General features: G+C 52.9%; 20 protein-coding genes. 13 read left to right on the top strand and 7 right to left on the bottom strand.

Annotated elements, in window-relative coordinates:
* Positions 1–2: 2 nt before the first annotated feature.
* Complete coding sequence (locus MHH82_RS23805; protein ID WP_145038430.1) at positions 3–1178, bottom strand: MFS transporter; 1176 nt, start codon at positions 1176–1178, stop codon at positions 3–5.
* Positions 1179–1377: 199 nt separating this feature from the next.
* Here MHH82_RS23805 and MHH82_RS23800 point away from each other — a divergent pair, with 199 nt between their 5' ends.
* From MHH82_RS23800 to MHH82_RS23780, 5 genes are all read left to right on the top strand, one after another.
* A complete protein-coding gene (locus MHH82_RS23800; RefSeq protein WP_145037135.1) occupies positions 1378–1722 on the top strand; it encodes a winged helix-turn-helix transcriptional regulator in 345 nt (114 codons plus the stop codon).
* A gap of 152 nt (positions 1723–1874) precedes the next feature.
* Positions 1875–4148: a helix-turn-helix domain-containing protein gene (locus tag MHH82_RS23795; protein ID WP_036660119.1), complete on the top strand. Its 2274-nt coding sequence runs from the start codon at positions 1875–1877 to the stop codon at positions 4146–4148.
* A 334-nt stretch (positions 4149–4482) separates the two neighbouring features.
* Positions 4483–6099 carry an ABC transporter substrate-binding protein gene (locus tag MHH82_RS23790; protein WP_036660121.1) on the top strand — a complete coding sequence of 539 codons (1617 nt, stop codon included), beginning with the start codon at positions 4483–4485 and terminating at the stop codon, positions 6097–6099.
* Between the two features lie 10 nt (positions 6100–6109).
* Complete coding sequence (locus MHH82_RS23785) at positions 6110–7021, top strand: ABC transporter permease (RefSeq protein ID WP_340968065.1); 912 nt, start codon at positions 6110–6112, stop codon at positions 7019–7021.
* A complete protein-coding gene (locus tag MHH82_RS23780; RefSeq protein WP_015736778.1) occupies positions 7021–7950 on the top strand; it encodes a carbohydrate ABC transporter permease in 930 nt (309 codons plus the stop codon). The genes MHH82_RS23785 and MHH82_RS23780 overlap by 1 nt, the downstream gene beginning before the upstream one ends.
* A 194-nt stretch (positions 7951–8144) precedes the next feature.
* Here the strand turns inward: MHH82_RS23780 and MHH82_RS23775 are convergent, their stop codons facing one another.
* Positions 8145–9032, bottom strand: a complete 888-nt coding sequence (locus tag MHH82_RS23775; protein WP_036660124.1) for a LysR family transcriptional regulator — start codon at positions 9030–9032, stop codon at positions 8145–8147.
* A 133-nt stretch (positions 9033–9165) separates the two neighbouring features.
* On the opposite strand from MHH82_RS23775, the gene MHH82_RS23770 reads away from it, so the two are divergent.
* Entirely contained in the window at positions 9166–9846 is a 681-nt protein-coding gene (locus MHH82_RS23770; RefSeq protein WP_036660127.1) for an O-methyltransferase, read from the top strand.
* 158 nt (positions 9847–10004) lie between these two features.
* Here MHH82_RS23770 and MHH82_RS23765 read toward each other — a convergent pair whose 3' ends face one another.
* The 3 genes from MHH82_RS23765 to MHH82_RS23755 all read right to left on the bottom strand — a co-directional run bounded on the left by MHH82_RS23765 (position 10005) and on the right by MHH82_RS23755 (position 15006).
* Entirely contained in the window at positions 10005–13172 is a 3168-nt protein-coding gene (locus MHH82_RS23765) for an MMPL family transporter (RefSeq protein WP_340968062.1), read from the bottom strand.
* Complete coding sequence (locus tag MHH82_RS23760) at positions 13169–13621, bottom strand: MarR family winged helix-turn-helix transcriptional regulator (protein WP_340968059.1); 453 nt, start codon at positions 13619–13621, stop codon at positions 13169–13171. The genes MHH82_RS23765 and MHH82_RS23760 overlap by 4 nt, the downstream gene beginning before the upstream one ends.
* Before the next feature lie 188 nt (positions 13622–13809).
* A complete protein-coding gene (locus tag MHH82_RS23755) occupies positions 13810–15006 on the bottom strand; it encodes an oxalate decarboxylase family bicupin (protein ID WP_340968057.1) in 1197 nt (398 codons plus the stop codon).
* Between the two features lie 235 nt (positions 15007–15241).
* Between MHH82_RS23755 and MHH82_RS23750 the strand changes: the two genes are divergently transcribed.
* The 7 genes from MHH82_RS23750 to MHH82_RS23720 all read left to right on the top strand — a co-directional run bounded on the left by MHH82_RS23750 (position 15242) and on the right by MHH82_RS23720 (position 22010).
* Positions 15242–16630 carry a four-carbon acid sugar kinase family protein gene (locus MHH82_RS23750; RefSeq protein ID WP_340968055.1) on the top strand — a complete coding sequence of 463 codons (1389 nt, stop codon included), beginning with the start codon at positions 15242–15244 and terminating at the stop codon, positions 16628–16630.
* 34 nt (positions 16631–16664) lie between these two features.
* Complete coding sequence (locus tag MHH82_RS23745) at positions 16665–17321, top strand: GntR family transcriptional regulator (protein WP_090909362.1); 657 nt, start codon at positions 16665–16667, stop codon at positions 17319–17321.
* Positions 17322–17375: 54 nt separating this feature from the next.
* Complete coding sequence (locus tag MHH82_RS23740; protein WP_145037151.1) at positions 17376–18398, top strand: zinc-dependent alcohol dehydrogenase; 1023 nt, start codon at positions 17376–17378, stop codon at positions 18396–18398.
* 78 nt (positions 18399–18476) lie between these two features.
* On the top strand, positions 18477–19463 hold the full coding sequence (locus tag MHH82_RS23735; protein WP_145037153.1) for a TRAP transporter substrate-binding protein: 987 nt from the start codon (positions 18477–18479) through the stop codon (positions 19461–19463).
* 30 nt (positions 19464–19493) lie between these two features.
* A complete protein-coding gene (locus MHH82_RS23730; protein ID WP_090909365.1) occupies positions 19494–19994 on the top strand; it encodes a TRAP transporter small permease in 501 nt (166 codons plus the stop codon).
* Complete coding sequence (locus MHH82_RS23725) at positions 19994–21274, top strand: TRAP transporter large permease (protein ID WP_145037155.1); 1281 nt, start codon at positions 19994–19996, stop codon at positions 21272–21274. Before MHH82_RS23730 ends, MHH82_RS23725 begins: the two co-directional genes overlap by 1 nt.
* A 73-nt stretch (positions 21275–21347) precedes the next feature.
* On the top strand, positions 21348–22010 hold the full coding sequence (locus MHH82_RS23720) for a class II aldolase/adducin family protein (RefSeq protein WP_145037157.1): 663 nt from the start codon (positions 21348–21350) through the stop codon (positions 22008–22010).
* Between the two features lie 237 nt (positions 22011–22247).
* On the opposite strand, the gene MHH82_RS23715 is transcribed toward MHH82_RS23720, so the two are convergent.
* On the bottom strand, positions 22248–22790 hold the full coding sequence (locus MHH82_RS23715; RefSeq protein ID WP_260871370.1) for an HXXEE domain-containing protein: 543 nt from the start codon (positions 22788–22790) through the stop codon (positions 22248–22250).
* 152 nt (positions 22791–22942) lie between these two features.
* Entirely contained in the window at positions 22943–23566 is a 624-nt protein-coding gene (locus tag MHH82_RS23710) for a TetR/AcrR family transcriptional regulator (RefSeq protein WP_340968049.1), read from the bottom strand.
* Between the last annotated feature and the right edge of the window lie 211 nt (positions 23567–23777).

The raw sequence follows: 23777 nt of genomic DNA, 5'->3' as shown, positions 1-23777 counted from the left end.
GGTCAGGCCGATTTCGGGATGGAAACCGGCGACTTCCGTCCGGCCGAGAAGCTGACGAGTCCTGCCACCAAGCCAAGCGCGAGCACGACTCCCCCGAGCCATGGATGGTATTGAAGCGTGGATGACGTATTAACCATGAAGCCTCCTGCACCCGCTCCTGCGGCTAACCCCAGATGGACAATGGAGGTGTTTAAACTGAGAACCAGATTGGAAGAACCCGGTGCCCGCTGGATAAAATAGCTCTGGACCGCCGGGCCCGCCGCAAACATGGACATCACCATGACTCCCATCAGCGAAAGTCCAATGACCGATTGACCGGCGAGCAGCGGAAGCAGCGCAAATACCGCAATATGAACGAACGTGCTGAGGACAATCACCTTCCCTGCCCCAAAACGGTCGACACCATAACCGCCGAGCCTGGAGCCGATGGCTCCCAATAGGCCAAAGCCGAGCATAATGATGCTGATGCCGGACGGCGCGATGCGAAAAATATCCTGGATAAACGCCGTCACATACGTGAATAGTACCGAATTGCCGGATTCCCGGAAGAACGTAAGCAGCAGGGCGCTGACGATCACGAGACTCCCCAGCACTTTGAATTGCTGGCGGAAGGGAACGGGGGCATCCCCTTGAACATCCGGCAGGAGCCTGATAAGGACAAAAGCGACCAACAGACTGAGCAGAGCCAGCAGCAGAAAAATGGATTGCCAGTTCAGCAGATTCGTGATCCATATGCCGATCGGAACGCCCAGCACCATGGCGCTGCTGAAACCCAGCACGATGGTGCCGATCGCACGGCCTAACGTTTCCGGTGGCACCATTTTGGCTGCGGTACCCATTGCGGCAACGAGATAGACGCCTGAGCTTACGCCAAGAATGACACGGGAAGCCATGAGCATCCATACCTCGGTGCTAAAAAAAGAAACAAGACTGCCGGCAATGAATAGCAGAAGCGAGCCGAGCAGCACCTTTTTTCGATTGATTCGAGCGGTAAGCGAGACCAAAATCGGTGTTCCGATCGCAAAAGCAAGCGAATAGGCGGTAATCAGCTGGCCGGCAAAAGCCAAGGAAATATGAAGATCGTCAGCAATCGCGTACAGAATACCCGAGACGACCAGTTCCGAGGTAGCGGTAAGAAAAACACCGAGCGCCAATAAATATATCGTATATCGATTCATATCCATTATCCTTTCCGTTGGGAGATTGATACCCTCAATCGGATCATGGCTAGCACATGCCGTTTCGGATAGTAAAGCATGAAATCTCTTTGTGTTTGTATTATAAGCAGCACGCATATATGATGTAAGAAGGCAAAGTATTTGGATATTATCCAGTCATTTTGACTAACTTACGATTAGTTAGTGATGGGGTGAGGCAATGGAGCCGGTTAAAGAAGAGTTTCAGGAAAAGCCAGCGTTCAATCATATTTGCTCGGTGCTGCAAATTCTTGGAGCCAAATGGGCGTTCCTTGTCATCGCGCAATTAGCCCAAGGACCGAAACGGTTTAATCAGCTTCACCGGGATGCAGCGATCATCAAGACGCAATCCTTGACGGATGTCCTGCGCCATTTGGAAAGCAGCGGCATTGTGAGACGCGAGGTATTCCCTACCGTTCCGGTCTCCGTGGAGTATTCATTGACCGAGAAGGGGATGGACTTCCTGGATTCTTTGAAGGAGATGGAGAAGTGGGCCGAAAAATGGGGAGTGGAACAATCCTCCTGACGTTCCCGCTGCCGCCAAAATGGTATGATATCAGAAAACTCATTTCCGACGCGTATACAGCGGAAATGAGTTTTCTTTTTTTTGAAAATTTCGTATTCTTATAGATAACATTTTCGAAAATGGGAATGAAGTGATAGGGAGGTGGTTGCCGTTTGCGAATCCATAAGATTAACCTGCTGACCAAATTGTTGATTTCCTATTTGCTCGTGCTGATGTTTCCCGTGATCGTCATCCTGTGTTATTACTATCCCTATTCGGCGGACGTTGTGAAAGAGAAGGAAATGGACTGGAATGCGCATATTACGGAGCAGTTCATGACATCGATGGATACGTTTACCCGGTATGTATACAATTTGCCGTTCGAGCTGGTGCAGAATCGGGAATTCAAGATGTACAAGGCCGAGGAAAGCGACTACCAGCGTGTCCTCATTGCCAATGAGATGAAAAAATACAATGCAACCGATGCATTTATTTACAACACCTTGCTGTATGTAAAGAACATCGGTTATTTGTTTTCCAAAACTGGAAGCGCATACAGTTTGGACGATCTGTCCATTCCGGGCGTCGGTTACTACTATGAAAACTGGGCCGGCGAAGATATGATCCAGACCTTGAATGATCTCGAGTCTCCCATCGTCAGGCCGGTTGAGAACGTGATTGTGCCCGGCAATAACCGGGTTCGAATGCTGACCTTCGTGCAACCGCTGCCGGTAGGAGGCACGAATTCCCCCGGAGCCGTCATGATCATGGTAAGGGAAGATACGATCGTCCGGATGATGAAGTCCGTCTCGGAAACCTATAGCGGCGATTTTTTTGTGTTTGACGGCCAGGGAAGGCGATTGGTATCTTCCCATGATACGTCATACCAATCCTCCGATGACTTCAGGAAGCTTGTGCAGGGCATAGGGGATGAGACATCTTCCTCTTCGGGCATTTATGCGATCAGCGGATCGGATTATTTGGTATCGTCCTCGGTTTCGGACAAGAATGGATGGAAATACGTGAGCCTGCTGCCGGTATCCTCATCCCTTCAGGGCATTCGGACAATTCAGTTGAATACGGCCATCCTGGTCGGCCTGATCCTGCTGCTTGAAGTGTTTATCATCTATATATCGATCCGGAACAACTATCAGCCGATTCGCCGTCTGGTTGATCTTGCCGTTCAAGTCTTCGAACCGCGGGACCGGAAGCCCATGAACGAGATCGATACGATCAAATATACGCTGGAGGAGCTTTCGCTGGCCAACAGCAAGCTTGACGAGCATGTGAAGGGATCGTTGCCGATTATGCGGGATAACCTGCTGTTTGAACTGGTGAGCGGGCATCTTGCAGGCTGGGATGATTTCGAACGGGAAGCAAGAAAGGTCGGCCTCCGGTTTCAGTATGATTACTTCTCGGTTGCCGTACTATGCTGCGAAGCGGATGGAGCAGAGATGGAGAAGATACTGGATTACTGCCGGTGCTATGAAGGACGGCTGCCGGAGGATATCCAAGGTTATTTCTTTAAAAGCATCTATCCGCAGGAATTGATTCTGGTGTGCTCCCATGCGGAGAATGTCCCGCTCACATCCTGCCTGGAACGGATGCAGGATGAAATATTGGAGCACACGGGCCGGCGAACGGTGATCGGCATCGGCAAGCCTGGCGAAGCCCCGTCTCCGCAGGACCTCCATCTCTCTTATCTGCAGGCACTCCGGACGGCGGAGTTTCTGCGCATCCGAAAGACCGACGCCGTGCTGGTCTTTGATAACATTGGGATTCCCCAGACCGGAGCTGTCTCCTATTATGCCGAAATCCTGCAATCCCTCGAGCTTGCAATCCTCAAGAATGATGCAGCCATGCTGGCCTCTCTAGCAGAGAGAATGATCGGTTACCTAAGCAATGACAGCCTGCCGCCACATATGATTCAGAGCGTGTATCTCAATACCGTTACCGTCATCTTCAACGGCCTCCAGCGGTTCCGTCATGACGATCAGAGCCTGCTGCGACTTACGGATGCGGCTTTTAACCATCGTTATACGCTGGAACAGATGATCGGGATCATAAGGGAAAGCTATGCCAAGCTGTGCGATATGATCAAGGAAACCCTCCCCGTTTCCCGGGCGGCAACCCAGGATGAGATCCTGTCCCTGATTGCGGAGAAAGGGATGGATCCGAACTGTTCGCTGCAGATGATGGCCGATTATTTTGATATGTCGGTCTCCAACTTCAGCCATCACTTCAAAAAAACGATGGGGCAAAATTTCAAAGAGCATATCGATCAGCTTCGAATTCAGAAATCCATTCAGCTTCTGCGGGACAGCGAGGAGACGCTCGAAGCCATCTCCCAACAGGTCGGGTACACCAATACCTCGAGTTTTATCCGATCCTTCAAAAAAATGGTGGGCACGACGCCGGGGCAATATCGAAATACGCATAAAGCTTAAAACGAAAGACCGCTGATGCCGATGACAAGGCCGATTACAGCGGTCTTTTATAAACCTGCTTGCTTAGAAGCTATTCCTAGGCAGTTGTTTTACAGGCTAAGATGTTTCAATTTTTGAACATATACAAAATTTGAATTCCATGCGCCGGCTTGTAATGGATGCGTTTACATTTATGGGATGATAGGCGCCTTCAAAAAATGAGGATGCCTGAAAAACTGTCCGTTTACGGTGCTCGCCGCCTTCATTTAGAGTGAAAACTGTCCCAAGGCAAGGCCGACTCAAGGCCGTATACCCCCATGGACCAGACCAACAAACGAAACCAGGAGGTAATGGAATGAAGAAAAGGGTAAACGTTTTCATCTCGCTTGTCGCCATGACGACCATGTTGTTAACAGGCTGCAGCGGGGCCGGAGGCGGCCAGAACGACTCGGCGGAGACTCCCGGAGACCAAACCGGCAGCAAAGTAAAGCTTACCGCTATCATTACCAAGCACCCGCTCACGAAGCCGCTGGCCGAAATGGAGTGGCTGCAAAAGGTTGAGGAGACGGCGGGCGTGGACATCGAATGGCAGGAGATTACCGCGGATTGGGGACAGAAGAAAGGGACGATGCTGGCCAGCGGCGATATTCCGGATCTGTTCATCGGGCCGAACGTCATTACGGATGCAGACTTTGCGCAATTCCAGGGTTTGTTCCAGGATCTATCCGGCATGCTGGAGCAGGCGCCCAACGTACAGAACATGTTTAATGAAAAACCGGATACGAAAATAATCGCCACGCAGTCGGACGGCAAAATCTACGGTCTCCCGAAATATCAGCGGTTCTGGCCCGCTACCGCCAGCAGGCAGTTCATTAACCAGCAGTGGCTGGATCACCTCGGTCTGAGCATGCCGACCACATGGGATGAGCTGTATGAAGTCCTGGTGGCTTTCAAAGAGAAGGATGCCAACGGCAACGGCGATCCGAATGACGAGATTCCGATGGATTGGCCGGGAGGCATCGGCGGATATTTTAACCCCGCGGTGCTCCTGGGCAGCATGGGCATTACGCTGACGGACGGCAGCGGACAAGGTTATTTCGTGGAAGATGGTCAGGTGAAGAACTTCCTGACGGATGAACGGTACAAAACGATGGTGGCATTTCTGAATAAATTGTACAAGGCGGGTCTGATCAACCCGGAAGTGTTCACGCATGATTATACGAAATTTCAATCCATCGCGCGTGGGGAAGGGGATACGGCCAAGGTCGGCTTTACTTGGGGATGGGTGGCGTCCGACCGCTTCGGCGAGCAGCTGGCACCGCAGTATGCTTCCATGCCGCCGATGAAGGTGTCGGCAGATTATGCAGGGAAGCTGTCCTGGAGCTACGATCATTACTCCCTGAATTATGGCACCAACCATATCGTCATGTCCTCCAAGACCAAGAACAAAGAAGCGGCCATGAAATTCATCAACGAGCTTTATGCGCCCGAGGTGGGCATGCAGGTGCTGTTCGGATCCCTCGGACCGAACATTAAAGATAACGGAGACGGTACATATGCCGTTCTGCCTCCGGCCGATGCCAAGATGGATCCGGGCACGTGGAAATGGACCTCGACGATGGCGGACAACGGCGCATTTTATATTCCCGATACCTTAAAGCTGACGCTTGGCACCGATATGCAGGAGGTGCTGGGTCAATCGGAGCCGCTGGAGGCGGCCTTGGACGTGGATCCTGATAAAGACGTGTTCCCCGGCATGTTCATCAAGTATTCCACCATGGACAATAACGCCATGAGCCTGAACAATACGAACGTAATGAATCTGGCGGAATCCAGCTTTGCCAAATGGGTCACCAAGGGCGGCGTGGAAGCCGAATGGGACGCGTATATCAAGGAAAGCGAGAAGGCAGGCCTGAAGCAGAATCTTGAGATTATGCAAAAATATTACGACGATTACATGAATCAAAACTAGGAGGGAGGATATGGGGCCTCGCAAAAGATTGGACACCTTCAGACGTGATTACCAGCTGTGGATTATGATTTTTCCGGCGATTGCCGTCATTCTGTTGTTTAACTACGTGCCGATGTACGGCATCCAGCTTGCGTTTAGGGATTACGATTTCAGCCAAGGCTTGACCGGCGGAGAGTGGCGCGGGCTCGCCTACTTTCAGCAATTCATCGATAGTTACCTGTTCACCGATTTGATGCGAAACACGTTTCTGATCAGTCTGGCCACGATCGTGCTCGGCTTTCCGGCCCCGATCATCTTAGCGCTCATTCTAAACCAGATTCGCCGAAAAAGAATGAAGCAGGTGATGCAGACCACCGTATACCTGCCCCATTTCATATCCATCATCGTGCTGGTCGGGATGCTGAACGTGCTGCTGTCCTCCGAAACCGGCGTTGTCGGTCACTTTATGAAGTCGGTGGGGCTGGGGCATATCAATTTGTTAGCCTCCACCTCGACCTTTATTCCGGTGTACGTGCTCTCCGACATATGGCAGCACTGCGGCTGGAATAGCATTATCTATCTTGCGGCCTTGTCCACCGTGGATCCCCAGCTGTATGATGCAGCCAAGATCGATGGGGCCAGCCGCTGGCAGACGATCCGGTACGTCGATATTCCCGCACTCGTTCCAACCATCATCATCCTGTTCATTCTCAGCATGGGGAATATCCTCGGGACCGGCTTAGAGAAAATATTCCTGATGCAGAATTCGCTGAACCTTCCCGTCTCGGAGGTCATAGCCACCTATGTTTACAAAATCGGGATCATCTCCAACCAGTTCAGCTTGGCTTCGGCTATCGGTTTGTTTAACACGCTCATCAATTTCGTATTTCTGTATGCGATGAACACGATATCGAAGAGAATGTCGGAAACGAGCTTATTCTAATGATTGGGGAAGGAGAAACGGTTGTGGAACATGAAACTGCCAGAATGCGCATCAACGGCAAGGAGCTGGGATTTAAGATCATCTTGGGTTTTCTGTGCGTTTTGATTTTTCTGCTGATTGCGTATCCGCTGTATTTTATCATCATTGCTTCGTTCAGCGACTCAACGCTCGTCTCTACGGGGAAGGTCATGTTTATCCCCAAAAATGTTAGTTTTTTCGGTTACCAGGAAATTTTCAAGGATATGCGGATTTGGACCGGGTACCGAAATACGTTGTTTTACACGGTGTTCGGCACTCTGGTGAACATGCTGTTCACGCTTCCGGCGGCTTATGTGCTGTCCAGAAAGGAATTTCGCGCCAGACGCATCATTATGTTTATTTTTGTGATCACGATGTTCTTCAACGGCGGGCTGATTCCGACCTATTTATTGATGAAGGGTCTTGGCTTGACCAACACGATCTGGGTGTTTATTCTCCCGTTCTCCGTGAATGTGTTTTATTTGATCATTGCGAGGACGTTCTTTGAAAACTCGCTGCCGCAGGAGCTGCATGAAGCCGCCGTCATGGACGGCTGCTCTCACTTTACCTTCTTCTTCAAAGTGGCTTTGCCGCTGTCCAAAGCGCTGGTCTCCGTCATCGGGCTCTATTATTTGGTGGGACATTGGAACGATTTCTTTACGGCGCTGATCTATATCCGGGATACGAAGCTCCAGCCGCTGCAGATCGTTCTGCGGGATATCCTGCTGTCGAACCAGGTATTCTCGAGCGGTGCGGGAACGGGCGGGGATGCCGGAGGGTACGCGCAGCGATATGCCGACCAGATCAAGTACGGCGTCATTATCGTCTCGACGCTTCCGATTCTGCTCATTTATCCGTTTATGCAAAAATATTTCGAGAAAGGCGTCATGATCGGCTCCATTAAAGGGTGACGCGCGGCGATTTTCCGCGATCGTACCCTAAACGTATGAAAACGGTAGGGCAGATCCAAGTGAACAGAACGCAAATAAACAACCCGTATGCCGGAGCAGCATACGGGTTGTTTTCTCAGATAAGGCCCAAAGGAACTAATGCAGGCAAGCTCCAAAATGCGCAGCTCCATCTTCCCAAACGACTTACGATTAACTTATGGCCGTTCTCGGATCATCTCCACGAAATTCATGGCGGCAGCGGATAATGCTTCATGCTTGCGGGTGCAGACCGCAATGATATTTTGCAGCTCGATGCCATCGACGTATACCTGGCTGAGCTCGCCGCGCTCCACGTATTCCCGCACCACGAGCGAAGACACGAAGTTGGCTCCGTATCCGGCAATGACGGCCGTGATCGCTTCGTGCAGGCCGTTGAATTGCAGCGTGATGCGGGGCGAAGGCGCGCTGTGGGTGCGGCATAAGGCAAATAACCTTTCTCGCGTTGAGCTTCCCTCCTCCCGCATGACAAAGGGCTCTCTCATCATCTCGACCAGGGAGATATGCTGATTGGCATAACGGTGGTCGGGGGAGACGACAAACCACAGCTCATCCCGGAACAGCTCCTCAGTCTGTATCGTATCCGGAGATTCCTCAGGGAGGCCGCCGTATATCGCAAGATCCACGTCCATGTTCAGCAGCTGCTTAAGCGCATCGCTGGAATTCGTGGTGGTAATGCTCATTTCGACGTCTTCGTACCGCTGCTTGTATTTTGCGAGCCAGGCCGGCAGAAGAAAATGGGAGGGAAGGTAGGTTGCGGCCAGTCGGATATGCCCCCTCGAACCGCTGCGGTAATCCCGGCAGAATTGTTCGATCTGCTGCTCAACCGAGAAGAGCCTTTTGGCAAGGGGGAGCAGCTCGGCGCCAGCCTGCGTCAATCCGATGCCTCTGCCCTGCGGCTTGAACAGGGTAAGGGAAAGCTCCTTCTCGAATTTCTTAACCTGTGCCGTTATGGCCGGCTGGCTTATATTTAATAATTCGGCAGCCCGGGTGACGCTGCCGGTTGTGGCAATGACGTGAAACAGCCGTAAGGCATGTAAATTCATATGGAGCCGCACTCCTGTCTTATTTATATATTATATTTATATAAATTATTTAATTATATATTATTTTTATAATAATAAATCACATACAATGAATGTGTAAAATCCAATTTGAAGTTTAAGGGAGGAAACAGGCATGAAAGCGAATGCGAATGATGCTGCGACTTGGGGCAAAGTGGACGATTATGTGACGGAACATTTGATTCCTTATGACAAGGTGCTGGAGAAGGTGTTGGCCGCAAACCGGGAGGCAGGCTTGCCTGAGATCGATGTATCTCCCGCTCAGGGCAAGCTGCTGAACGTGATCGTTCAGATCAAGGGAGCGAAACGAATCTTGGAGATTGGTACGCTTGGCGGTTACAGCACGATCTGGATGGCTAGGGCGATCGGGGCAGAAGGGCGGCTGATTTCATTGGAGCTCGATCCGCATCATGCGAAGGTTGCCAAATCCAACGTAGAGTTGGCTGGACTGGAGGATAGGGTCAGCATCCGCGTAGGCGATGCATTGGCGCAGTTGGAGCAACTGGCTAAGGAAAAGGCGGAGCCGTTCGATCTGATCTTCATCGATGCCGATAAACCGAACAATCCGAATTATTTGAAGTGGGCGCTGCAGTTCTCCAAGGCCGGCACCGTCATCATTAGCGATAATGTCATCCGGAACGGAGAAGTCATCGATTATCACAGCACAGACCCTCGGGTGCATGGCATCCGAAAATTCATGGATATGCTGTCGGCAGACTCCTCGATTGCCGGCACGGCCATTCAAACGGTTGGAAGCAAGGGATATGACGGGTTCTATATCGGAATTGTGCAGTAGAGGACATAACGGCCCGTACCATACTCTGAATGCGATAGCCCTGCCCTTACGGAAGAATGGTATGAAGATTCCGATGTTTGGGAGGGAACGACAAAAGGGCTGCATCCCCCGTATGCCTAACGAGGGTGCAGCCCTTTTTATCGTATTCAACATGTTAATTACATCTTCAGGTCATGACCCGTTCTGGAAGCGTCGCCCTGTTCCTTAGGGCTGAACGGCCACCAGTTGGCCCGGCCGAAGATGCGAACCATCACCGGCACGAAGAATGGCAGGAACAGGAGAGCATAAAGCACAAGTCCAACCAAGACGACCGTGGCGATCTGCATCATGGACAATACGCCGGATGGATACATGGCCGCAAAGGTACCGCCAAGAATGACCACCGCGGACAGAATGACCGTGCCCATGTTGCGCATGGCATGGAGAATGGCATCCTGAACGTTCCAGGCTTTGTTCTCGTTGAAGCGTGCCATCAGGAAAATGCTGTAATCCACCCCTAGCGCAATCAGCATCACAAAGCTGAAGAACGGCGTGGCCCAAGTAATGCCGGAATACCCGAAGCCGTGGACGAAGATCATCTCCGTAACGCCGACGGCGGTAAAGTACGTGATGACAAGCGAAATAATCAGGTAGATCGGCATCACGATGGATCGCAGCAGCACGACCAGGATAATGAAGATTCCGCTCAGCATGAGAATCACGGTACGCGTGTAATCTTCATTCGAGATGCTCTGCAAATCGTTGTTGGTGCTGGTAATGCCGCTGATGGCAACCTCGGCGTTCTCCAGCTTCGTGTCTTTTACTGCACGGTCGACGGCTGCCTGAATCTGTTCGACGCTGCCCAGCGCTTCTTCGCTGTACGGATTGGTTGACAGCACCACATCCAGCGTCATCACTTTGCGGTCATCGGACAAGTAGGTATCGAATACCGTCTGGAATTCTTCGTTCTCCAGGGCTTCCTGCGGGATGAAGAATCCGCTGAGGTCCTCATCCTGAACGTCCTGAATTTGCTGCAGGTAATCCTGAGCGGAATGCAGTCCGTCCGAAATTTGTTTCAGCCCGTCGGCGCTGGAATTCAGTCCTTCCGTCAGCTCTCCGATCTGTCCGGTAAGATCGCCGAACCCGTCGGCAAGCTGCTTCTGGCCGCCTTGCAGCTGGTCCAGTCCGCCCGTAATGGAAGGGATCTGGCTTACGATTTGGCCCTGCCCGTTAGCGGCTTGCGAGAGGCCGGATTGAAGCTCTGCGATCCCGGACACAAGCTGCTGAAGACCGTCGGCAAGCGCCGTTTGCCCTGCGGCTGCCTTGGCGTAGCCGGCGTTGGCTTCCGATAAGCCTGCCGATGCGCCCTTAAGCTGCTCGGAGATCTGTCCCAATCCCGCGGCCAATTCGGCCGTGCCTGCTGCCGTTTGGGTAACGGTGCCTTTAATCGTTTGATAATCGGTATCCTGAACGAGTTCCGGATGGCTGCTCTCCAATCCCGTGAAGGAGCCTTCAAGTCCTTTCAGAGCAGCGGCAACGCCGCCCAACTGTTCCTGGATTCCGGCAACGCCGCCGTTTAGGGCCGCTAATCCGGTGTCGAGCTGCTTGTAGCCTTGAAGCAGCTGGTCGTGGGCAGCAACCAACTCTTTCGCGCTTTGCGCTGCCTTGGCGAGTCCGGCTTTGAGCTCGCCGGCACCGGCGCTTCCGCTTTGAATCCCTTTTTGAATGGCGCTGAGACCCTGACCAAGCTCGGTGATGCCGTCCTTCAGGTCGGCCGTTCCCTTCGTCAGCTCTTGCGCTCCCGCAGCAGCCTCATTCAGCTTCGGCGCATTCTCGCTGAGCTGCTTGCCTGCTTCGGAAAGTCCGTTCTGAATTTGGGTCAGCCCGTCTTTGGACTCTCCCAATCCTTCATTTAACGTTTTGACTTGAGTCGGAATGAGGAAGTCGTTGATTTGCTCGCCGGTTGGTCGCGAAAGTCCGCGAACGCTCGAAACGCCTTCAACCTTTTCCACTTCCCGGCTGATTTTTTCCGCGAGTCCCATGTACTCCGCCGTATCCATCCGGTCATCGTTCTTGATCACGATGGTGGAAGGCAGCGACTGCCCGGGACCGAAGCTGTCCGAAATGATATTAAAGCCCTTGACCGAATCATAACTCGGACCGATTTCCTCCAGGCTGTTAAACGACAGCTTGCCGCTGTACGTAGCGAGGAAGGGCCCGACGATGACGGCCACGACGAGCATGGCGGCCCAAGGACGCTTGAGGGAGAAGGAACCGGCCGCTCCCCATAGTTTATTTTCGCTGTGTTCCAGCTTGCCGCGTGACGGCCAGAAGAGTTTCTTCCCAAGGACCGCCATGAAGAACGGCACGACCGTGACTAACGCAAGAAGCATAACCGCGATGCCGATGGCAACCGCAACCGCGGATTTATACAGAATGAACTTGGATAAACCGATGGCTGCAAAGCCGACGAATACGGCAAGCCCGGAATAAAGCACGGTGCCGCCGGCTTTCCGATAAGTTTCGATAATGGCCGATTGGGTATCTTCGGACGTGGTGAGTTCTTCCTTAAACCGGCTGATCAGCAGGATGCAGTAGTCGGTTCCGATCCCGAACATGACAGCCACCATAAAGATCTGGGTGAAAGTGGATATCGGGAAGTTGAACTGGTCCACGAGAAATGATACGACCGACTGGGACACGAGATAACTGAGCCCCACGGTCAACAGCGGCACGAACGGTGCCACGAAGGAACGGAAAACAACGAACAGGATCAACAGAATAAAGATGACCGTAATATATTCCGTTTTCTTCAGGCCTTCCTCGGAGCTGACGATGGTATCTTCGTTGATGAGACCTTCGCTGGTCAGATAATGATCGGCTTGAACGCCTTCGAGCACCTGATCGACCTTCCCGGGCAGCTCTTTCACGGCTTCCTCGCCCCCGCTGACCTGAAGCGCGACCATGATGGTCTTGCCGTCTTTGGCAATGAGCGTGTCTTCCAGCTCCGTCTGCGTGAACGGTTCATTAATGGAATCGATGTGAAGGCTGTCTTTATTGTCGTTTAAAGCTTGAACGCCCAGCCGGATGCTTTCCTTATCCGCTTCGCTTAACCCGTCGGGTTTGTTGAAGACAAGCGCAACCTGGTTCAGAGTTTCCCCGCCCTCGCCCCCGGAGGCTTCCTTCAGGATTTCAGCCGCGCGCGAAGAGGTATATCCATCCGGCACGGATAGCTGGCCCTTCTCCCGCACCAGGTCCGCCATGGAAGGCGCGAACATAAACAGCGCGACGGCGGCCACCAGCCACAGCACGATGATGGCCCATCTTGCTTTCAGTATAGCTCTCAATTCTTTCTCCCCCCTGATTCAAACATCAATTGCCCCAGTTTCTCGAACATCGAGATAAACATTTCGATATCTTTTTCTTCAAAATGCTGCAGGTAAGGGGAGATGATCTCCCTTATCTGCTCCTGGGCCGATTCAAAAATCGTATGTCCGTACTCCGTTAAAGTCAGATACACCAGCCTGCGATCCGCTTCGTCTCGGGTTCTGTCGATAATGCCGGCATCCACGAGGCGGTTGACGATGGCCGTGACCGAGCTTTTGCCGACCGCGAGCGCTTCCGCCAGATAGGATGAGGTACAGCGATCCATGCCGTTGATCAAGCGTACCACCTGAAACTGGTCGCTGGTGAGGTCTTCGCCGAGCTGCTCTCGGATCTGGGCATTGATCCGCCGCGATACCAGCAGGTAGACATCGACATAGCGGTCGATCCACTGCCTTGCTTTGTCGTTCAATGATAGTTCTCCTCTCAAATAGTTCACGTATGAAATAGTTTCATTAATGAACTATATGGCAGAAGGAAGGAAAAGTCAATCTCAGCATGACAGCACATGCAGACCGCCCCGGAATCAAGCCCTTTGGCAGGTTTGCAAGGCCTTTTGATAAAACGGGCAATGTCCGAGACAAAGAAGGGGTTGGAACGTTATCGCGGGTAATACGAATATCCCGGATACTTTACGACAGGCCACTTCTCCTTGCGCAAAGCGTCGGTGACTTCGTTTCCTACGTTCAGGTTATCCTGGACCAGGTCCCGAGGGGTCAAGGCCATCCATTGATTCAAGGAGATATCCTCGAACCGATCGCTTCTGAACATTTCCAGAAACCATAAGGATTCCGTCCCCGTGTTCTGTATGTAGTGACCGAAGGCAAAAGGCACGTAACCGACGTCGCCGGCTCTGTAATCGAAGGTCCGAGCCGCTCCATTGCCTGCAAATACGGTCATTCGTCCCTGCCCGGTCAAGTAATACTGCCATTCGTCCTGATTCGGATGCCAATGGAGCTCTCTCATGGCGCCAGGTTTGATCTCGACTAACGCGGCAGCAACGGTTTTGGAGATCGGAAAATTGCGGGAATCCACGATCCTTACGCTTCCGCCAGGGGTTATGATCGGTTCTTGCGCCAACAGCCGGTGCTTGAAGCTGAGCGGCACCGTTCCGTAGGGAGACTGCACCTCCTGGCTGGCAAGCGAACCCGGTACCTGGTCTTGAAAAATATAAACCTGCTCCTTAGGGATATGATCAAACGCGTTCTCCGGCACGCCGAAGTTGGCGGACAACACGTCCTTAGGCGTGTGGGCAAACCAGTCGGAGATCGATAAGGTGTTCAGGTCCGAGAAGTGGCCGTCGTCAAAGACCAACAGAAATTCACAGCCATCCTCGAGTCCTTGGATCGAGTGGGGGAGGCCGGCCGGAAAATACCAAAGGTCGCCCGGTCCCACATCCGAGATAAAATTCCTGCCGCTTGCATCCATGGCCGTAATCCTGGCGCTGCCCCATATCATATAGGCCCATTCCGCCTGCTGATGCCAATGCAGCTCCCGAACTCCGCCGGGCGTCAGGCTCATGTTCACGCCGGCCAGCGTGGTTGCAATCGGCAGGTCCCGTACCGTAATTTCCCGCGACCAGCCGCCATGATTCAGCTGCATATGCGTGTCGGAGAACGACATTTTCAGATTCGGCATCAAGCCCGCATCCGTGACCGGAGGGACAAGCATGTCAGGATTCTCGATATCCCTCATCACATCCCGCGGACCATAGTCCGGCCCGCCAGCACCGTCGCTGCGAATCGGCTGGGGTATACGGCCGGCATTTTCTCGTTTCTGGTTCTGATCCTCCATCATCGGTATCTCCCTCCACATGGTTTTTACGAAACGCATCCGTTTAAACTGCCATCCATTAAGTTTATGAGCCGGCGCTTGGCTAATATGTTGAGGAAGCGAGGTTGCCCAGGGAGAGATTCGCAATGACATATCTCACGTTCAATCGAAAAGAGTGTTGACATTTGAAAGCGCTGCACATACAATAGGTCTCAAATAGATCTATGATAGATCTATCATAGATTCAGGAGGGACGAGCATGAACGATAATGAGCTGCTGCTTGCTTTCTATGGCGATGATTTTACGGGTTCGACGGATGCGATGGAGGCGCTGGCCCGAAGCGGTTACCGCACGGTGCTATTTTTGGAAGCTCCTTCACTCGATCGGCTCAAGAAGTTTGAAGGCCTGCGCTGCATAGGGGTAGCGGGCACCAGCAGAGCCAAATCCCCGGAGGATATGGAGGCCGAGCTCCGGCCGGTATTTGAGAAGCTGTCCATGAGCGGCGCGCCGCTCGTTCACTATAAGACGTGCTCTACCTTCGATTCGTCACCGGAGGTTGGCAGTATAGGCCGCGCGATCGGGGTGGCCAGAGACTATTTTTCCGATCAGGTTACGGTTCCGCTGCTGGTCGGAGCGCCACGCCTCGGACGCTATACGCTGTTCGGACAGCATTTTGCGAAAATGCATGATACGGTGTACCGCTTGGACCGGCATCCCGTCATGTCACAGCATCCATCCACGCCGATGCATGAGGCGGATTTGCGTCTTCATCTCGCGGAGCAGACGGCCGATACGATTGCATTGATGGATATTATCGAACTGGATGGAGACCCGGATGCGGTTCTTGACCGATATCGTGATAAACTGGGAGAGAAACCGGGAATTCTGCTGTTCGATGCCTTGGATGAGGACAGGCTCAAGCGGTGCGGCCAGCTGATTCAGGACAGACCCGAAGGGGCGGGGGCATTCGTTGTCGGTTCGTCCGGCGTCGAATACGCTTTGGCTGCCCATTGGGATGAGCTCGGGCTCGCTGCCCCTTCGTCTGAGAAAATCGCGCCCGCAGCGCCCGTCCGGCCTACCGATACGATTCTGGTGGTGTCAGGGAGTGCTTCCCCGGTCAGTCGGCTTCAGATTGAGCGGGCGATAGCCGCAGGCTTCCGCGGCATTCGCATTACGCCGGACGCCATGGAAGATACCCAGGGAACGGCCCGGTCGGAACTTGTTCGACAAGCTGTAGACGTTCTCGCAGAAGGACAAAGCGTTGTGCTCTATACGGCGCTTGGCCCGGAGGATGAAGCGATCGGCGAGACCCGGACGCGATTGAAGGCCATGGGTTTCACTGGAGCGGAAGCGGGCGAGTTTATCGGCAGAAGCCTCGGGAAGTTAACCAAGCAGATCATGGGGCAAGCCAAGCTCGGCCGGATTGTCGTCGCTGGAGGGGACACCTCCGGTTTTGTTACCAGCGAAATGGGCGCCTACGGGCTGGAGATGATATGGGACGTATCCCCGGGAGCTCCGCTCTGCAGGGTATATTCGGACGACGCCAGCCTTGACGGCCTTGAATTGGCTCTCAAGGGCGGGCAGCTGGGATCACCGGATTATTTTATCAGCGTACGGGATGCCGGGTTCCCTGAACCGGATCAATAGCACGGATTAATTGCCAAGATAGGAGAATCAACGAATGACGATGGATAAAAGCAAAGGGACCGCTTCTTCACTTCTGTTAAAAGACGTGGCCTACAATGAAATCAAGGAAAGCATTCTGAACGAGAAGTTCGAGCCGGGGCGTTTCTTGTCCGAGCGTGAATTGATTGAGCTGCTGGGGATGAGCAAGACGCCGATTAAAGCGGCGTTGACGCGGCTTGAAGCCGAGGGCTTTGTCACCGTTTCATCAAAACAGGGCATTATCATCAACGATCTGTCCGTGAACCGGATCGTGGATATCTACGATCTTCGGATCGCGCTGGAGACGTTCAACTGCCAGCAGGTCGAATCCAGGCTTACGCCTGAGCAGATGCAGGAGCTGGAGAGCAATTTAGCCGAAACCGCCGATATCGTCAGCCGGCTTGACGTCAAGAATTTCGCACAGGCCGACCATGATTTCCACCTGATCATTTGCGAGTGTACGGGCAATCAGGAAATCCACAGGGTACTGCTGAACTACCACGATCATCTTCAGCGAATCACCCGCCGGCATCTGCGGAAGGATCCGCACAGGATGGAGAAGTTCCTTGAGGATCATTGGAAGATCTATGAGGCTTTGAAAACCGGCAAGGAGAGCAGCGCCGACGTGATGCGCAAGCATCTGCAGGAATCGAAGCAAGCGCTTTTTATATAACAGAGAGATACGGGATCAGACCGCCATCTTGAATTACTACGAGGGGGAGAGACAATGAAGGCTGTATATGTGGAGGATGCGTACAAAGTTGTCGTTAAAGACGTTGACGTACCGGAGATCGGGGCAGGGGAAGTTCTGATCCGGGTCAAAGCCGCCGGTATTTGCGGATCGGATATTCATACCTACAAAGGACTGCACTTGTTCCGGAAGCCGCCCGTCATTATCGGCCACGAAGTGTCCGGCGAAATCGTGAAGGTGGGCAAGGACGTCACATCTTTCAGGATCGGCGATCGGGTGACCGTGGAGCCCCAGGTCGGCTGCGGCAAATGCGATTACTGCCTGACGGGAAGAACGAATTACTGCGCCGAACGGGGAGCGCCGGGCCTCAAGGGCTGGTACGGTTCGATGGCCGAGTATTTCGCGGCGCCGGAAGCATGCGTATTCAAACTGCCGGATCAGCTGGACCATGAGCTGGGCGTGCTGGTTGAGCCCTTCGCGGTAGGGGTCCATGCGGTACGCAAGGCCGGGATCGAAGTCGGAGACAAGGTCGCCATCCTAGGTGCCGGACCGATCGGGCTGCTCGCCACGACGGCTGCCAAGGCTGCCGGCGCTACCACGCTCATGGTGACGGACGTCATGGATTATGCGCTAGCATCCGCGAAAGATATGGGGGCGACCCATACCCTGAACATTCGCGGCAAAGAACATTGGACCGAGGAAGCCAAGAAGGAGATTGCCGGCGAGTTCGATAAGGTGCTGATTGCTGCCGGGGTACCCGGGATCGTGGATGATGCCCTTGCCTTGCTTCGCAAAGGCGGCCGCTGCGTAACGATCGCCATGTTCCATGGCACGCAAACCTTCGATATCGTGAATCTGCAGCAGACCGAGAAGGAGATTGTGGGCTGCATGACGTACACACGCGAGGATACCATTTCCGCCATCGATTTGTTGGCAAGCGGAGCGGTGGACGTCAGAGCCGTCATATCCCACCGGCTGCCTTATGAAGATGCCGCGGAAGGGTTCCGCCTGGTCGACAAGAAGGAGGACTCATCCCTGAAGGTCATCGTCACCTTTTAATTACCAACATATCCCCGCAGCTTCTGCTTTCAGTGGCGGAGGCTGCAGGAACTTCATATCAGATTGGGGGAACGACAAATGTGGAAAAGACTCGCAGTTGTCATGGTGGCTGCACTGCTCATTGTAAGCGCTTTATTTATGACGAAGCCGAATACGGATGATGGCCCGATCAAGCTAAGGCTAGGTCACATTACGGGCGAATCCGATCCGTGGCATCTGGGCGCGCTCAAGTTTGCGGAGCTGGTCAAGGAGAAAACGGGCGGCGAGATTGAGGTAGAGGTGTACGCCAGCTCGATGCTCGGGAATGACCGTGACCTGATCGAGGGGATGCAGATCGGGTCCGTGGATTTTGCCCTACCGGCGGGCGTGTTATCGAATTTCTACAGTCCTTATGCCATCTTGGAGCTGCCGTATTTGTTCCGGGACAAGCAGCATTTGGAGAACGTGCTCTATGGAGACGTCGGCGATGAACTGAAGCAGAGCCTGCTTGACAATGCCGAGGTCCGCGGCCTGGAGTTCTGGATGAGAACCCCGCGCGAGCTGACGGCCAACAAGAAGATCGAAACGCCCAGCGATCTGCGCGGCTTGAAAATCCGCGTGCCGGAAATTCCGGCTTCCATTGCGGCTTGGGAGGCGATGGGCGCGACGCCGACGCCTATGGCTTTTGGCGAAGTGTATTCATCGCTTCAAACCGGGGTTATTGACGCGCAGGAAAATCCAGTTGCTTTTACCGCCAGCTCCAAGATTCAGGAAGTCCAGAAGTATATGATGATGACCGATCATGTATACGGTTACGTGATGCTCGCGATGAGTGAAGTGACGTATCAACGCTTGAATGAGTCTCAGCGTCAGGCTATTGAAGAAGCGGCCAAGGAAGCAACGGAATACGAGAATCAGCTGGTCTTTGAACAGGAAGAGCAGATTATCAATGAGCTTAAGGATTTCGGTACGGAGTTCGTGGAAGTGGATAAGGGACCGTTCGAAGCGGCGGCCAAATCGGTGCATGAACGCTTTGCCAACCTGTACGGAAGAGAGCTGTACGACAAAATCATCAACACGCCATAACCATTTTTTCTTCAAGAGGGGGGATAAGCCATGCGGCAGACATTAAAAGCGATCGATACGCTCAACAAACTCGTGGGCATCGCAGTGGCCATGATCCTGGGTGTCATGTCCATCCTGATTATCATGCAGATTATTTACCGGATTGTCGGGTATCCGCTTCACTGGTCCGAGGAGCTAGCCAGATACTTGATGGTATACCTTGTTTTCCTGGGTTCCTCGCTGGCGCTGCGCCATCATCGGCTGGTAGCGATCGAGCTGCTGCCGGAACTCGTGAGTGAAGTCAACCGAAAGGTGATTCGCATCACCGTCATGGCGATATGCATCGTGTTTTTCGTTCTTTTGCTGGTCCAGGGCATCGATATTTTGAACCGGGTCTCCGTGCAATCGTCGGCAGCGATGGGGCTTAGCATGTCGGTTCCATATGCAGCTATTCCGATTGGCGCGGTGCTGCTCATCATCAATGCGGTAGCGGTCATTCTGGAAACGATCGTTTCCGATACAATTCCGCCAGCGAAGGAGGAAGGTCTATAATGCCTATCGTATTATTCGGATGTTTGATCCTATTCTTCGCCATCAGCGTTCCGATTGCCGTCTCGATGGGAATGGCGTCTGCGGTAGCGATCTGGTGGGAAGGCGGTACGCCGCTGCTTGTACTCGTCCAGCGTTCGTTCACGTCAACGGATTCATTCCCGCTCATGGCGATTCCGTTCTTCGTATTCGCGGGCACCTTGATGGAATTCGGCGGAATTTCAAGACGGCTGGTGAATCTGGCGAATGCACTTACAGGCCATTTGCCAGGCGGACTTGGACTCGTAACGATTGTAACCTCGATGTTCTTTGCCGCCATTTCCGGTTCCTCCGCCGCGGCAACCGCGGCGCTTGGCAGCATCCTAATCCCGGCTATGATCTCCCGGGGCTATCATAAGAACTTTACGGGTGCCCTTCAAGCGACGTCCGGTGAGCTGGGGGTTATCATTCCGCCAAGCATCCCGTTGATTCTATACGGGGTCGCTGCCGAAACATCGATCGGCGATCTGTTTATGGCGGGGCTTATTCCAGGAATTATGATTGGTGTATCGCTGATGATTGCCGTTTATATCATTGCGAAACGAAAAGGCTATGCACGCGAGAAGAGAAAGACTCCAGGTGAAGTATGGCAGGCTTTCAAGGAATCCTTCTGGGCGGTCCTTATGCCGATCATCATTCTCGGCGGAATATACGGCGGCATCTTCACGCCGACCGAAGCGGCGGGCGTAGCCGTAGCGTATGCGTTCATCGTTGGCGTATTTGTGTATAAGGAGATTAAATTCTCCAAGCTGATCAACATTCTGACGCAATCCACGATTACGACTTCCGTCATCATGTTCATCATTGCAAGCGCAGGATTGTTCAGCTGGATCATGACGCGGGAAGGAATTCCGCAGGCGGTTGCAGGCTTCTTCGTGAACATATCCGACAACCCGATCGTGTTCCTGCTGCTGGTCAACGTGTTCCTGCTCATCGTGGGCATGTTCATGGAGTCCAATGCATCCATCATCATTCTGGCACCTCTGCTGGCGCCGGTAGCGGCCGAGTTCGGCATCGACCCGACGCATTTCGGCATCATCATGATCGTGAACCTGGCGATCGGGATGTGCACGCCGCCGCTCGGCATCAATCTGTTCATATCGGCCCAAATCGCGAAGATCCGGCTGGATCAAATTACAAGGGGCATGGTGCCGTTCTATATCGTGTTGATCATTGACCTGATGCTGATTACGTATCTTCCGCAATTGTCGATGTTCCTGCCGAACCTGTTAGGCGGCAAATAGCGGTATGCGGGTACTCGTCTTATAAGTAGTTATTGGTTGTAAAATAGGTATTGAAATACAGGAGGTATTGATCATGGCTAGCGCGGAAACGATTAGAAAAGAATTGCAGCACACCGGCAAATATATGATGCAATATGACCTTGCATGGGGCAATGCAGGGAATATCTCCGCCAGAACGGAAGGGGACCGTTACGTGGTTACGGCGAGCGGGACGTTCCTTGGCGAATTGGAGGAAGCGGACTTGATCGAATGCGATTTGTCCGGAAACGTATATGGCGCAGAGGGCCGCAAACCTTCCAAGGAAACGCCCATGCACCGGGCGATTTACGAGAGCCGACCGGAGATCGGGGCGGTGCTCCATGCTTCTCCGTTCTACACAACGCTGATTGCCTGCTCCGACCTGGAGCTCCCCTCCAATATGTTCGTCGAGACGATGTATTATCTCGAGCGGATCGAACGCGTGCCTTATTATCATCCGGGGAGCGACGCGCTGGGCGAGGGCGTTCGGGAAAAGGCCAAGCTTGCCAACGTGCTGCTTTTAGAAAACCATGGCGTGGTGGTGTACGATACGACCATTCGCGAAGCGCGGATGGCCCTGCAGACGTTGGAGGTGGCCAGCCGGATGCTGATTACTTCGATGAGCGCCAAGGTTGGGATTCAGGGTCTTGGCCCAGAGACGGAGCGGGATTTCCTGGAGAAGGCAGGTTATAAGCCAAGGCGCAACTGGAGCTTGTAGGATAGCCAATTAATACGAATCGAAATGCCGTCGGAAGATCGGATCCGGCGGCATTTTTTCTTGTAAATGAAGTTTTTGGCGAGGCTAACCAACTCAACTGTTGTAAGAATAACCGCTAAATGCGGCCTGACTGCCGAGAAAGTACGTCGATAGACGCGTTTCTTGTATAGTTCTGCAAGCTGCGGCTTGAAATGTTGGGCAGTCGCTGTTTTTTTCTGCAATGCACGTTATCGGAGCCTACGTATTTATGCGGTGCGGCGCGATTCGTTTCCCAAGCGTTAAACCAAACCAGACCAGAAACAGAATGAGAGGCAGGGAGATCAGGGTTCCCATCGCGAATGCCGTGGCATCCACGATTCCAGTGGACAGCAGGCGGTTGAGCGCATAAATTCCGTAAGGAATTTCAAGGACCGCAGCTGTAATGACGCCAGGGGTGTATGTCTTCAGCGCGATTGAGGCACCCACATGTTTCACGCCGTCCAGCAGGAACACCGTAACGAACCCCGCGAACAGGCCGTTGAACGGGCTGCCGATATCGAAGGTGCGCGCCGTTAGAAACGTTACGCAGGTGAGGATAGATCCGATCAGCAGCACGGCAAAGGAGAATTGCAGGGTGATGTTCTTATCCCACGGAATGGAGACGGGCGAAAATTTCGTGATCCAGGGGCTGTTCTTGTTCTTCCTGAGCCACCATTCCATCGTGGCAATCTCTTCTCCGTCGTGAATGAAAAATACAACCGGCAGCAGCCACAACAACATGACGAAATTCCAATCTGGCATGAATGACAGCAAAATCCTCATTTCTCCCTTCAATCTAACCATATTAGCGATGCCTAACGAAAAGAAACTGAGTAAACACTCAAATTGTGAAGATAAAAGAAGCCGATGCAGCATGTTCTATACGGCCATCAGCTATTTGTATACATCGTTTTTCACGGAGAGAAAACGTCATGATCCGGTTCTTCGTTCATCCCATGCAGCAGCAGCCGGACGAGCTCGCGAATATAGGATTCGTCCCCGAGCGGGAGCGCTTCCTCTCCGAAACGGAAATGGAGCATGCAATAGACCAGGATGGACGAGGTCATCATCATCATGGCAACCTGAACCGTGTGTTCCGGTTGATGATTGGATCCCGCCGCCTGTTTGAGCATGCTGCTGCCTGCTGTCCCAAAACCACCGATCAGCCGCGAAACCTCTTTTGATACCTCGGCATCCCTTATGAGTTCAGGTGACCAGATGAGCATCAGATAATCCATGTTCGTCCTGAGGAACTGGAGATATGCGATGCCGTATTGAAACAGGGCCTCGTCCGCAGGAAGCTTCGACAATTCACCTGCATCCTCTTGAAGCTGCGCAGCAAAGGAAAAATTGTTCACAAGAAAGAGCAGCAGCTTCCGTTTATCTCCAAAGTGGTAGAAGATCAGCCCTTCGGCCACGCCGCTTTCGGCCGCAATCTCTTTGGTTGTCGTTGCATGGAATCCCTGCTGGGAGAACAGCTTCAGAGCGGCGTTCAATATCCGTTCCTTCTTGGCATTTCGACGGGTTGTTGTAGGCATAGTCAGATGTCTTTCTCCTTTGGAATGAAATAGGCAAAACTTCCTTGTGGAGCTTCCGGTTTCTATGGATGCTAAATAGTCATGAGTGATGAATTCAAAATACTGAGTGTTTACTCAAAAGTATAATCATTCCCCAAATATTGTCAACCCTCGAAGTATCACCGCAGGGACTGTTCATTGTGGTCTTGTTCTACCAAGGTGCACGGACAGA

Source organism: Bacillus sp. FSL K6-6540 (assembly GCF_038007545.1).
This window is presented reverse-complemented; position numbering and strand designations above follow the sequence as displayed.